Annotated in this window: 12 protein-coding genes and 1 tRNA gene; 9 read left to right on the forward strand and 4 right to left on the reverse strand. The window is 72.3% G+C overall.

The genetic code is table 11. The features are described from left to right. Nucleotides 1-58 precede the first annotated feature (58 nt). Nucleotides 59-643: a 5-formyltetrahydrofolate cyclo-ligase gene (locus tag ACWD3I_RS04875; RefSeq protein WP_365394148.1), complete on the reverse strand. Its 585-nt coding sequence runs from the start codon at nt 641-643 to the stop codon at nt 59-61. Between the two features lie 132 nt (nt 644-775). On the opposite strand from ACWD3I_RS04875, the gene galU reads away from it, so the two are divergent. The 7 genes from galU to ACWD3I_RS04910 all read left to right on the forward strand — a co-directional run bounded on the left by galU (nt 776) and on the right by ACWD3I_RS04910 (nt 6,399). After that, nucleotides 776-1,678, forward strand: a complete 903-nt coding sequence (gene galU / locus ACWD3I_RS04880; RefSeq protein WP_365394147.1) for a UTP--glucose-1-phosphate uridylyltransferase GalU — start codon at nt 776-778, stop codon at nt 1,676-1,678. 5 nt (nt 1,679-1,683) lie between these two features. Beyond that, nucleotides 1,684-3,006 carry a molybdotransferase-like divisome protein Glp gene (glp, locus tag ACWD3I_RS04885; RefSeq protein WP_365394146.1) on the forward strand — a complete coding sequence of 441 codons (1,323 nt, stop codon included), beginning with the start codon at nt 1,684-1,686 and terminating at the stop codon, nt 3,004-3,006. Nucleotides 3,007-3,091: 85 nt separating this feature from the next. Then, nucleotides 3,092-3,571 carry a cyclic pyranopterin monophosphate synthase MoaC gene (gene moaC / locus ACWD3I_RS04890; protein ID WP_046261452.1) on the forward strand — a complete coding sequence of 160 codons (480 nt, stop codon included), beginning with the start codon at nt 3,092-3,094 and terminating at the stop codon, nt 3,569-3,571. After that, nucleotides 3,568-4,074, forward strand: coding sequence for a MogA/MoaB family molybdenum cofactor biosynthesis protein (locus ACWD3I_RS04895; RefSeq protein WP_365394145.1), 507 nt, complete (start codon nt 3,568-3,570; stop codon nt 4,072-4,074). The genes moaC and ACWD3I_RS04895 overlap by 4 nt, the downstream gene beginning before the upstream one ends. Beyond that, nucleotides 4,071-4,739, forward strand: a complete 669-nt coding sequence (locus tag ACWD3I_RS04900) for a GNAT family N-acetyltransferase (RefSeq protein ID WP_365394248.1) — start codon at nt 4,071-4,073, stop codon at nt 4,737-4,739. Before ACWD3I_RS04895 ends, ACWD3I_RS04900 begins: the two co-directional genes overlap by 4 nt. A gap of 208 nt (nt 4,740-4,947) precedes the next feature. Then, nucleotides 4,948-6,210: a divisome protein SepX/GlpR gene (gene sepX, locus ACWD3I_RS04905; protein WP_365394144.1), complete on the forward strand. Its 1,263-nt coding sequence runs from the start codon at nt 4,948-4,950 to the stop codon at nt 6,208-6,210. A 115-nt stretch (nt 6,211-6,325) separates the two neighbouring features. Further along, nucleotides 6,326-6,399 (forward strand) — tRNA-Ala (locus tag ACWD3I_RS04910). 111 nt (nt 6,400-6,510) lie between these two features. On the opposite strand, the gene ACWD3I_RS04915 is transcribed toward ACWD3I_RS04910, so the two are convergent. Then, a complete protein-coding gene (locus ACWD3I_RS04915) occupies nt 6,511-8,892 on the reverse strand; it encodes an ABC transporter permease (protein ID WP_365394143.1) in 2,382 nt (793 codons plus the stop codon). Then, nucleotides 8,886-9,710 carry an ABC transporter ATP-binding protein gene (locus tag ACWD3I_RS04920; protein WP_365394142.1) on the reverse strand — a complete coding sequence of 275 codons (825 nt, stop codon included), beginning with the start codon at nt 9,708-9,710 and terminating at the stop codon, nt 8,886-8,888. Before ACWD3I_RS04920 ends, ACWD3I_RS04915 begins: the two co-directional genes overlap by 7 nt. Nucleotides 9,711-9,895: 185 nt before the next feature. On the opposite strand from ACWD3I_RS04920, the gene ACWD3I_RS04925 reads away from it, so the two are divergent. Next, nucleotides 9,896-11,164: a sensor histidine kinase gene (locus ACWD3I_RS04925; RefSeq protein ID WP_365394141.1), complete on the forward strand. Its 1,269-nt coding sequence runs from the start codon at nt 9,896-9,898 to the stop codon at nt 11,162-11,164. Beyond that, nucleotides 11,137-11,796 carry a response regulator transcription factor gene (locus ACWD3I_RS04930; protein ID WP_365394140.1) on the forward strand — a complete coding sequence of 220 codons (660 nt, stop codon included), beginning with the start codon at nt 11,137-11,139 and terminating at the stop codon, nt 11,794-11,796. Before ACWD3I_RS04925 ends, ACWD3I_RS04930 begins: the two co-directional genes overlap by 28 nt. Nucleotides 11,797-11,811: 15 nt before the next feature. On the opposite strand, the gene ACWD3I_RS04935 is transcribed toward ACWD3I_RS04930, so the two are convergent. Beyond that, entirely contained in the window at nt 11,812-12,288 is a 477-nt protein-coding gene (locus ACWD3I_RS04935; protein ID WP_365394139.1) for a GNAT family N-acetyltransferase, read from the reverse strand. Nucleotides 12,289-12,347 lie beyond the last annotated feature (59 nt).

Below are 12,347 nucleotides of genomic sequence, written 5' to 3' on the forward strand. Positions count from 1 at the left end.
GAACGGGCCCTCCACGCACGCGTGGAGGGCCCGTTCGTGTGCGCTCACATGCCGTGGCTCACGTGTCGTCCCGGAAGCGGCGCACGCCCGACGGCGTCACCACCGCGTGCACCGCCTGGTCGTGCGCCTCCTCCGGGACGCGCTCGACGATCTCGGAGTCGTAGAGCAGCACGACCAGAGCGGGGTGCGCGCCCGCGCGCTCCAGGCGCGCGAGCACCCGGTCGTACGACCCACCGCCGCGCCCCAGCCGCATGCCGCGGGTGTCGACCGCCAGGCCGGGCAGCAGTACGACGTCGGCGCCGGTCACGGCCTCCGGGCCCAGGCGTTCCCCGGAGGGCTCGAAGAGGGCCATCTTTCCGCCGTGTTGGACGCGCGCGAGGGAGCCCGTCCCGGTGTACGCGCCCCAGTCCAGATCGTTGTCGGGCAGGAGCGCCGGGAGCAGGACGTGTACGCCCCGCGCGCGCAGCGCGTCCAGGAGCGCGAGGGTGCCGGGTTCGCTCCCCACCGAGACGTACGCCGCCACTGTGCGCGCCCGCGCGAGCTCGGGCAGTTCAAGCGCCCGCCCGGCCAGCGCGGTCGCGGATTCTCGCACGTCATCGGCCGTCAACCTGTTCCTCACCGCGAGGAACTCTCGCCGCAACATTCGCTTGTCAGGCTCTCCAGGACGTCCGATGTGACTCAAAGGTCGCTTCCGTACCCTTCCAATACGCTCATATCAGAGCTAATTAACCGGAGCCCCAGATTCCCTGCAAAGGCACCGGATAAGGTTGCGTGCATGACTCAGTCTCACCCTCGGATCAGCAAGGCTGTCATCCCCGCAGCAGGCCTCGGCACCCGGTTCCTGCCGGCCACCAAGGCCACTCCCAAGGAGATGCTGCCGGTCGTCGACAAGCCGGCGATCCAGTACGTGGTCGAGGAGGCCGCCTCCGCGGGTCTCGATGACGTCCTCATGATCACGGGCCGCAACAAGCGGCCGCTCGAGGACCACTTCGACCGCAACTACGAGCTGGAATCGGCGCTTCAGAAGAAGGGCGACGCCGGTCGGCTCGCGAAGGTGCAGGAGTCCAGCGACCTCGCCACCATGCACTACGTCCGCCAGGGCGACCCCAAGGGTCTCGGTCACGCAGTCCTGTGCGCGGCGCCGCACGTGGGCCGCGAGCCCTTCGCCGTCCTCCTCGGCGACGACCTGATCGACCCGCGCGACCCGCTGCTCAAGCGGATGGTCGAGGTCCAGGAGCGGCATGGCGGCAGTGTCATCGCGCTCATGGAGGTCGAGCCCGAGCAGATCCATCTCTACGGATGCGCGGCTGTCGACGCCACCGAGGAGGGTGACGTGGTCAAGGTGCACGACCTCGTCGAGAAGCCGTCCGCGGCCGACGCCCCGTCCAACTACGCGATCATCGGCCGCTACGTCCTCGACCCGCACATCTTCGACATACTGCGCAAGACCGAGCCCGGCCGTGGCGGCGAGATCCAGCTCACCGACGCCCTCCAGCAGCTCGCGGCGGACGAGAAGGTCGGCGGCCCGGTGCACGGCGTCGTCTTCAAGGGCCGCCGCTATGACACCGGCGACCGTGGTGACTATCTGCGTGCCATTGTCAGACTCGCGTGCGAACGTGAAGACCTGGGCCCGGACTTCCGGACCTGGCTTCGCAGTTACGTAGCCGAGGAGATGTAGCAACGTTGAGCAGCGCCGCGCCCCACACCACCGGCCAGGACCACCTCTGGTCGGTGGACGAACACCTGGAGGACATCCTCGCGACCGTCCGCCCCCTGGAACCCATCGAGCTGCAACTCCTCGACGCCCAGGGCTGCGTCCTGGTCGAGGACGTCACGGTGCCGGTCTCCCTGCCGCCGTTCGACAACAGCTCCATGGACGGGTACGCGGTGCGGGTCGCGGATGTCGCGGGCGCGAGCGAGGAGTTCCCCGCCGTCCTGGACGTCGTCGGGGACGTCGCGGCGGGTCAGGCCGAGCTGCTCCACGTGGGCCCCGGCCAGGCCGCCCGCATCATGACCGGCGCCCCGCTGCCGCCCGGAGCCGAGACCGTCGTCCCCGTCGAGTGGACCGACGGAGGCCTCGGCGAGGGGCCCGCGACCGGGATGCGCGCCCGCGCCCTGGCTCCCGAGGGCGCCGAGGGACACGTGCATGTGCACCGGCCGGCCGAGGCGCGCGCGCACGTACGCGCGAAGGGCAGCGACGTGAAAGCCGGCGATCGCGCCCTCGAGGCCGGCACCGTCCTCGGCCCGCCGCAGATCGCACTGCTCGCCGCGATCGGCCGCGGCACGGTACGGGTCCGCCCGCGCCCGCGCGTGGTCGTCATGTCCACCGGCAGCGAACTCGTCCAGCCCGACGAACAACTGGGCAACGGCCAGATCTACGACTCCAACAGCTTCGCCCTCACCGCCGCCGCCCGCGACGCCGGCGCCATCGCCTACCGCGTCGGGGCCGTCGCCGACGACGCCGAGACCCTCCGCGACACCATCGAGGACCAGCTCGTCCGCGCCGACCTCATGGTCACCACGGGCGGCGTGAGCGTGGGGGCGTACGACGTCGTCAAGGAGGCGCTGTCGTCCGTCGGCGATGAGGACGAGGCCGGCAGCGGCATCGACTTCCGCAAGCTCGCCATGCAGCCCGGCAAGCCCCAGGGCTTCGGCTCCATCGGCCCCGACCACACCCCGCTCCTCGCGCTGCCGGGCAACCCCGTCTCGTCGTACGTCTCCTTCGAACTGTTCGTCCGCCCCGCGATCCGCGCGCTCATGGGCCTGGAGGACGTGCACCGGCCGCGCGTGACCGCGAAGCTGACCGCCGGCAAGGCGCTGACCTCGCCGAAGAGGCGCAGGCAGTTCTTGCGCGGGACCTACTCCGACGGCACGGTGACCCCGGTCGGCGGTGCCGGGTCGCACCTGGTGGCGGCCCTCGCGCACGCGGACGCGCTGATCGTCGTCCCGGAGGACGTGGAATCCGTCGAGCCCGGCACCGAGGTCGAGGTGGTCCTGCTCGGCTGAGTGCTCCTGGTTGGCGGTACCGTGTCGCGCACAACAGGCCCGCGCGCCGTACCGCGAAGGGCCGGGACCGGGAGCGCCGCACAGCATGAGTACGCAGGACCGACTGACGCACATCGACGAGGCGGGCGCCGCCCGTATGGTCGACGTATCCGACAAGGACGTGACCGCGCGCACCGCCCGCGCCAGCGGTCGGGTCCTCGTCTCGCCCCGGGTGATCGAGCTGCTGCGCGGCGAGGGCGTCCCCAAGGGCGACGCCCTCGCCACCGCGCGGATCGCGGGCATCATGGGCGCCAAGCGCACCCCGGACCTGATCCCGCTGTGCCACCCGTTGTCGGTGTCGGGAGTGAAACTGGATCTGTCGGTCGTGGACGACGCCGTGGAGATCCTCGCCACGGTCAGGACGACGGACCGCACGGGTGTCGAGATGGAGGCCCTCACCGCGGTCTCGGTCGCCGCGCTCACCGTGATCGACATGGTCAAGGCGGTCGACAAGGGAGCGGTCATCACGGACGTTCGGGTGGAGGAGAAGACGGGCGGCAAGTCGGGCGACTGGAGCCGGGCATGACGTATCGCGCTCTTGTGGTCACCGCCTCCAACCGGGCCGCCGCCGGGGTCTACGAGGACAAGGGCGGCCCGTTGATCGCCGCGGGGCTGAAGGGCTTCGGCTTCGATGTCGAGGGGCCGCAGGTCGTGCCCGACGGGGACCCTGTCCGGGCGGCCCTGCGCGCCGCCGTCGACGCCGGATACGACGTCGTCGTCACCACCGGCGGCACCGGCATCTCGCCCACCGACCGAACCCCCGAGGCGACCCGCGAGGTGATCGACCACGAGGTGCCCGGCATCGCCGAGGCCATCAGGGCGTTCGGACGGGAGAAGGTGCCGACCGCCGTGCTCTCGCGGGGCCTGGCCGGAGTGGCGGGACGGACCCTGATCGTCAACCTGCCGGGTTCCACCGGCGGGGTGAAGGACGGGCTCGCCGTCCTGGAGCCCTTGTTGGTCCACGCCGTCGACCAGATCCGTGGCGGCGACCACCCCAGACCCGGGGCCGGCAGTGGGGGTGCGAGCTGAACAGCCCATCCTGGCCCGTCGTACTGGCGGACGGCGACGTCGTCCTCCGGCCCATAAAGGTGCGCGACCAGCGGGCCTGGCGCGAGGTCAACCGCCGCAACCGCGACTGGCTGCGGCCCTGGGAGGCGACCATCCCGCCGCCCACGCCCAGCGGGCCGATCACGCACCGGCCGACCTACCGGCAGATGGTGCGCCATCTGCGGGGCGAGGCGAACGCGGGCCGGATGCTGCCCTTCGTCATCGAGTACCAGGGACGGCTCGTCGGGCAGTTGACCGTCGCCGGGATCACCTGGGGCTCGATGTGCTCGGGGCACGTCGGCTACTGGGTGGACGAGTCGGTGGCCGGCCGTGGGGTGATGCCGACGGCCGTGGCGCTCGTCGTGGACCACTGTTTCCGGACCGTCGGGCTGCACCGCATCGAGGTCTGCATTCGCCCGGAGAACGGGCCCAGCCGCCGGGTCGTGGAGAAACTCGGATTCCGTGAGGAGGGGCTGCGGCCCCGTTATCTCCACATCGACGGGGCCTGGCGCGACCATCTCGTCTTCGCGCTCACCGCGGAAGAGGTGCCGGAAGGGTTGCTCGGGCGGTGGCGGAGGGCACGTTCACAGAAGGCGCCGCACACCACGCCCGGGAACCCGCAGAACACGCCGGGGAATCCCACCTAGCCAGGGAAGCGGCCGGAGAAGCGACTCGGGTAATTGAATAAATGTTCGAGAATGATCGAGTGGCGATCGCCTCAGGGCATTAAATTCGCGGCTCCGGCGACCTGCTGATCGCATCGGTCACAAAAAAGCTCGAAATATCAGCCAGATCGTGCGACACACCGGCCCAATTGGCGGATGGCCTCACGCGAATCCCTCTACCGTGTGAGGCGTGAGCAGCAGCGGCCTCATCTACGCAGTCATTGTCGGGGCCTGGGCCGCCTACTTGGTGCCGATGTGGCTCCGTAGGCAGGACGAGCTGAACGAGGCCCGTCCGACGGAACGCTTCAGCACCGCCATCCGGCTGCTGTCCGGACGGGCGGGAATGGAGCGCCGGTACGCCAAGGACCTGCGGGCGCGCTCCACCGAGGAGGGGGAGTCCGGCGCCGTCGATCCGGATGCCGTCACCGACTCGGTGGACGTCCGGGCCTTCGCCATGCCTCCGACGCGCCCGCAAGTGCGCGCGGACGTGCGCGCGGAGGCGCCGGCGCGCAGGGAAGCGGCGCGTGAGCCGGCACGCGAGAGAGCGGCCGATCCGGCAGCGCACGCCCCGGCATCCGGATCCGCACAGGCGCCCGCATCCGCTCCGGCGCGCAAGCAGGTGCCCGCAGCCCGGCGTACGCCCGCAGCGGAAGCCGCCGCGGCGCGCGCTCGGCGCACGAAGGCTCTCGCGCGCCGTAGGCGCACCACCGTGGTGCTCTTCATCGCTTTCACGCTCGGTGCGGTCGTCGCCGCCGTCGGAGGGCTCGCGTTCCTGTGGGCGCCCGGCGTGCCCGCCGTCCTGCTGAGCGGGTACATCGCCTACCTGCGTTCCCAGGAGCGTCGTCGCTTCACCTACCAGATGGACCGGCAGCGGGCCGAGGCGGCGGCGCAGCAGCTGAAGGAGCGTGCGCGCCAGCCGCGCCGGCGCCCGACGGCCGAAGCGATCGACGCGGACGAACCGGACGAAGGACCAGAGCCGGGCCAGGACCCCGGGCTGTCGGCGCTCGCCGCCGACCGGCGCGCCCTCGTCGAGCAGACCGACCACGCGGAGTGGGTCGACCAGCAGCGCGAGCGACAGCGCAGGCCGGGGCACGGGGACAGCTGGGAGCCGGTGCCGGTGCCGTTGCCGACGTATGTGACGGCCCCGGTCGCTCCGCGGGCCACGTCGGACGTGGACCTGGGCGCGCCGGACGCGTGGAGTTCGGCGCGGTCCAGCTCGGTCGCCGGGGAGCGGGAGGCGCGTGGCGCCGGTGCCGAGTCCGGTGCCGGGCAGGACGGAGCGGCGCAGGACGCCGAGGCGGGGGAGCCGTCCGACGCCGAGGACAAGGCGGACGACGACGAGCGCTGCGACGCCCGCCGGGCCGCGTCCGCGCGACGGGCGCGCGAGCGGGGACGTACGCCCCTCTTCGATCAGTACGAGGACGGGGAGCGGCCGCGCGCGGCCAACGAGTAGGCGCGGCGGTCCCGAGCGCCGCGCCCCCCGTCCCACCTGTGGCTGTTCCGCAGCAGGGGCAAGGAACGGATTTCCAAGCACCCCGATCGGGGTGCTAAGGTTTCACTCGTTGCAAGGGCCTGTGGCGCAGTCTGGTAGCGCACCTCGTTCGCATCGAGGGGGTCTGGGGTTCAAATCCCCACAGGTCCACGCAGCATAGGGGCCCGTTCCTGATATCAGGAACGGGCCCCTTGCCATGCGTACGGCAGTGACGCGAAGCAATCGCGTCGGCTGATCCCGCGTCAGGAGAACAGGCCGCGGCTATGGAGAGGTTCTCCGGCGCAGGGCATGAGCCGCCGGAAGCACCGCCGACACGACGGCGAGGAGCGCGCACGCGCCCGTGGCCGCGCCGAGTTCGGGCCAGGGGAGGCGGAGCGGGGAGCCTGCCGACTGCAGGTCCAGGGCGCCCCACATGCCGCCGAGGTTGAGAGCCGTCACCAGCAGGCCGAGGAGCGCGCCCACGGCCACCACCACCAGGGCCTCCGCGGCCACGAGACGCAGCACCTGCCCGGTCGTGGCGCCCGCCAGCCGCAGGGACGCGAACTCGCGCTTCCGGTCGGACGTCGCCATGAGCAGGGTGTTGGCGAGGGAGATGCCCGTGTACAGCAGCGCGATGCCCAGGACGAGGAGGAAGCCGAGACGGGTCTTCTCGTCGGCGTCCGTGAAGGTGGCCGTGGGGTAAGTGGTCCGCAGCCACTCGTCGCGGGTGAGGACGGAGACGTCCGTGGCACCCAGAACCCTCCGTAGCCCTGCCGCCGTTCCTCCCGTCACCTCGACCCGGTCCACAGCGGCCCCGCGCGCGTTGGCCGGCGTGACGTACACCCCGTTGTCGCCCGTGCCGACCGGCATCACCGCGGCGATGCGGAGCGACCTGCGGGTGCCGTCGCCGAGCCAGACGGTGACCCGGCGGCCGACTTCGTGCCGCTCCCACTCCTCGTTGACGATGATCGAGTCGTCGTCGAGACCGGTGACGCGGCCCGCCGTCAGGGGGAGGCGCGCGGTCGCCGCGAGCGCCCTCGGATCGGCCGCGCGCGCCTCGGACCTGATGAGGGCGACCCCCTCCTCGAGGACGTACACGGCGCTCGACGCGGTCGCCGAGACCTCGGTGTCCGGGATCGCGCGCAGGTGGCGGAGCGTGTCCGGGGCGAAGCCCGTCGGCGACGTCAGCACGAAGTCGGAGACCGTCCGCTCCCGCGCCTCCGTCGCCCTCGCCTCGTTCAGCGTCGCCGTGGCGCCGAGCAGCGAGCCCGTCAGGGCCACCATGATCAGGACGGGGGCGGCGACGGCGGCCGTACGGCGGACAGCGGTGCCCGCGTTCGAGCGGACCAGCATGCCGCACGGGGCGAGGACCCTGGTCAGGGGGCGGACCAGGGCCGGGGCCAGCAGGGCCGTCGCCGTGATGAGGAGCATCGGGCGGCTGACGTACGTCTTGCGGTGCAGCAGGTCGCCCGGGTCCGTCACCAGCGCGAGTGCGAGGGTGACCGCGGCGGTGATCAGCAGGGCCGCCCCGCACAGCAGGCGGCCGGGCGTCAGGGCGCGTTCGTCCACCGCCGCCTCGCGCAGCGCCTGCGTCGGCGCGGTTCGGCCGGCCCGCCAGGACGCGGCCACCGCCCCGCTCAGCGCCACCGCCAGACCGGTCCAGAAGGCGAGATGGTACGGCCACACATGGTCGCCGATCGCGAACCAGGCCGGTGCGACACCGCCGTCCACCACACGCTCCGCCAGCCACGGGGCGGCGTACGCCCCCAGCGCGCAGCCCGCCGCGGACGCCGGTCCGCCGACGAGCAGCGCCTCCGTCAGCACCGCACGCCGGATCTGGCCCGGCGTCGCGCCGGCCGTGCGCAGCAGACCGAACTCCCGGCGGCGCTGGGCCACCGCGAAGGCGAAGGTCGACGCGACGACGAACACCGACACGAACCCGGTCACCCCGCCCGCCGTGCCGAACAGGGCGTTCAGCGCGGTCAGCGCCTCGGCGTCCCGCTCGGGATCGGCGTCCGCGAGCCGGCGCTCGTCACCGGTCAGCACCCGCGCGCGGCCGTCCACCACGCGCCGTACCGCCGCCGCGTCCGCCTCCACCACGAGCTGTGTGCTCACCGGGGACAACGCGGCCGCCCGCGCATCCGTGTAGAACAGCGCGTTCTCGAAGCCGAGCGCGCCCACCGTGCCGACCACGCGCACCACCCCGTGCCCCGTGCGCAGACGCTGTCCCACCGTCGTCCGGTCGTCCGTGGCCACGACCTCGTCCGTGGCGCGGGGGGCGCGGCCCGCGGTCAGTTCGTACGGTGCGAAGGCCGCGGTCGACCATGGATGCCCCACCAGGTCGCCGTGCACGACGAACGAGCGGTCCTCCGTGACCCTGCCCAGCTTCCGCAGCGCCGCCACCGTCCCCGCCGGTACGGGCCGCGGCTGGGCCAGCCTCTGGGTGCGGTCGCCGATGGGCGTCGGTACGTGCAGCGTGTCCTGGCCCTTCACCACGACCGGGGCCCCGGCGAAGCGTTCCGGTGCGCGCTCGGGGGCGTCGAGGGAGGAGGCGAGGGCCGGGCCCATCACGGCGATCACGGCGACCCCGAGGGACAGAGCGACGAAGCTGCCGATGAAGGCGGTCCAACGGGAGCGCAGGGTACGCAGAGCGAGCATCAGCACGGGACGACCTCCGAAGCTCCGGTCCCCGAAGCACTGGTCACCGAGGCTCCGGCCTCCGCCGTACCGGCCTCCGAGCCATCCGCCGTCGCCCCCGTCTCCAGCGCCGTCATGCGCGCCGCGATCTCCCCCGCCGACGCCCCCACCACCTCGCCGTGCACGTGCCCGTCGACCAGGAAGACCACGCGGTCGGCGTACGAGGCGGCCACCGGATCATGCGTGACCATCACGATCGTGCGGCCCTCGGTGTCGACCAGTGAGCGCAGCAAGGACAGCACCTCACGTCCGGTGGCGGAGTCCAGCGCACCCGTCGGTTCGTCCGCGAACAGCACGTCGGGGCGGGTGATCAGCGCGCGGGCCAGGGCGACGCGCTGCTGCTGGCCGCCGGACAGCCGGGCGGGCCGGTGCCGGGCCCGTTCGCCGAGCCCCACCCGCCGCAACGCCTCACGCGCGCGTGCCTTCGGTACACGCCGACCGGCCAGCCGCAGCGGCAGGAGGACGTTCTGTTCGGCGGTCAGGGAGGGCAGGAGGTTGTACGACTGGAAGACGAAGCCGATGCGTTCGCGGCGCAGCAGGGTGAGCCGTCGTTCGCTCAGCCCGGTCAGTTCCGTGCCGCCGATCCGCACCGATCCCGATGTCGGCCGGTCCAGTCCGGCCGCGCACTGAAGCAGCGTCGACTTGCCGGAGCCGGACGGCCCCATGACGGCGGTGAAGGTGCCCTGTCCGAAGCCGAGCGAGACGCCGTCGAGCGCGGTCACGCCGCCGTCGCCCTCGCCGTACCGTCTGACGACGGAGGTCAGTCGGATCGCGTGGTCTGTCATCTGCCCTCATTAAGTCCGCAGAAGGCCGACGGCCCTCATCAAGTCGAAGAGAGCTCTACGAAACCGCGCCGCCACCCCGTGAATCAGTGCGGCAGGACCGAGACTTGGGGTAGGGCCAGGCATACCCCCTGATGTCTGTCCGAACGGATTACGTCCGCCCGTACCCGCCTTCTACCGTGATCTCCATGACGGTGTGGCAGGCGCTGAGCAGGCGTGGGTATCTGAGGTCGGCGTGGCCGTGGCGGTCGGTCGCGTTCCTGGCGAGCGGGGCGGTGTTCGGGGCGGTCGTGCTGGTGGCGATCGTCGCGGGGGCCGTCGTGGGCGGCGCCACGGCTGTCGTGCTCGTCGGACTGCCGCTGCTCGTGCTCACCGCGCTGTGCGGGATCCCCGTGGCCGCCGCCGAGCGGTGGCGGCTGCGGCTGGCGGGGGTGGGGCCGGTGCCGCTCGCGCAGCACCGGGTGCCCGACGCGCCCGGGCTCGCCAGGTGGCTCACCGTGCGGCTCAAAGAGGCCGCCACCTGGCGGGAGTTGGCGTACACCGTGCTGCTCGGCCTCGTGCTGTGGCCGCTGGACGCGCTCGTGGTCGCCTTCGCCGCCGGAGTGCCGCTGTTCCTGCTGGCCACGCCGCTGCTGGTCGCCGTCGACGGCGAGGCGAAGGTCGTCAAGCTGTGGACGGTCGACACCTGGCCGGCCGCCTTCGGGGTCGCGGCGGCCGGGGTGCCGCTGCTGGTCGTGGGGGCGTACGCCCTCGGGCTGGCCGCCGGGGCGCGCGGCGAGATCGCGAAGGCCCTGCTCGGCGCCTCCGGGGACAGCGACCGGGTCACCGAACTCGTCCGCTCCCGCGTCCGGTTGGTGGACGCCTTCGAGGCGGAACGCCGCCGTATCGAACGCGACCTGCACGACGGCGCCCAGCAGCGCCTCGTCGCCCTCACCATGACGCTCGGCCTGGCCCGCCTGGACGCCCCGCCCGGCCCGCTCGCCGACCAACTCGCCACAGCGCACGGGGAGGCCGAGAAGGTCCTCGCGGAACTGCGCGAACTCATCCACGGCATCCACCCCAAGGTCCTCGCCGACTACGGACTGGAAGCCGCCGTCGCGGATGCGGCGGACCGGAGCCCGGTCCCGGTGGACGTGGAGCTGGACATCGCCGGACGCCTGCCCCAACCCGTCGAGACCGCCGCGTACTTCGTCGTCTGCGAAGCCCTCGCCAACGTGGCCAGGCACAGCGGGGCGAGCCGGGCGACCGTCAGCGGCGGACATACGGACGGACGGCTGACGCTGGACATCCGCGACGACGGACGCGGCGGCGCCGCCAGCGCGAACGGCACCGGGCTCACCGGTCTCGCCGACCGGGTGTCAGTGCTCGATGGCAGACTTTCCCTGTCCAGCCCGCCGGGTGGACCGACCCTGCTGCGAGTGGAGATTCCTTGCCGGCCGACCGAGCCCTGCGCATAGTCCTCGCCGAGGACAGCGTGCTGCTGCGCGACGGACTCGTCGGGCTGCTCACGCGGTTCGGCTACGAGGTGGTCGCGGCCGTCGGCGACGCGGACGCGCTGCTCGCGGCGGCCGCCGAGCACGCGCCCGACGTGGTCGTGACGGACGTCCGGATGCCGCCCGGCTTCCAGGACGAGGGACTGCACGCTGCCGTGAAACTGCGCGAGGAGCGGCCCGGGCTGCCGGTCCTGGTCCTCAGTCAGTACGTGCAGCGGGCGTACGCCGCCGAGCTCCTCGACTCCGGCGACGGGACCGGTGTCGGCTATCTGCTCAAGGACCGGGTGGGCCAGGTCGAGGAGTTCGTGGACGCGCTGCGGGAGGTGGCGGCCGGTGGCACGGTCGTGGACCCCGAAGTCGTACGACAACTGCTGCGTCGCCGCCGGGATCCGCTCGCCCGGCTCAGCCCGCGCGAGCGGGAGGCGCTGGGGCTGATAGCCGAGGGCAAGTCGAACGGCGCGATCGCCAAGGCGCTGGTGGTGTCGGACGCGGCCGTGGGCAAGCACATCGGCTCGATCCTCACCAAGCTGGACCTGCCGCCGGCGGACGACACCCACCGGCGAGTGCTGGCGGTGCTCGCGTACCTCAGAAGCTGACCCCCGCGGGACTTCTCAGAGGGCCTTCGCGAAGCAGCGGCTCGACTCGTGGTGCCGGTAGTAGCCGAACTTCTCGCACGGCTCGTAGCCGCTGGAGGTGTACAGCGCGATGGCCTCCGGCTGCTTGTCGCCGGTCTCCAGGACCATGCGGACCCGGCCCGCCGCCCGGGCGTCCTCCTCCAGCGCCGCCAATATGCGCCGGGCGAGCCCTCTGCCCCGCGCCTGCTCCGTGACGTACATCCGCTTGACCTCGGCGTCGCCGTCGCGGTTGCCCTCCTCGTTGGCGTCCTGGACTCGCCAGCCGCCCGTGGCGACGGGGGAGTCGCTCTCGTCGTACGCGATGAGATATGCGCCGTTCGGTGGCTCGAAGTGGGCCGGGTCCATGTGCGTGGCGTCGCCGTCGTCGCCGTAGCGGACGGCGTACTCGGCCTGGACCTGGTCGTTGAGCTTCACGGCGTCGGGGTGGTCGAAGGAGACACGACGGATATTCATGCTGCCTACCGTATGTCAATACATTCCAGAACGGGATCCGGTCCAGTCTGCCGGTATCG

This window comes from Streptomyces sp. NPDC002817 (genome assembly GCF_053592055.1).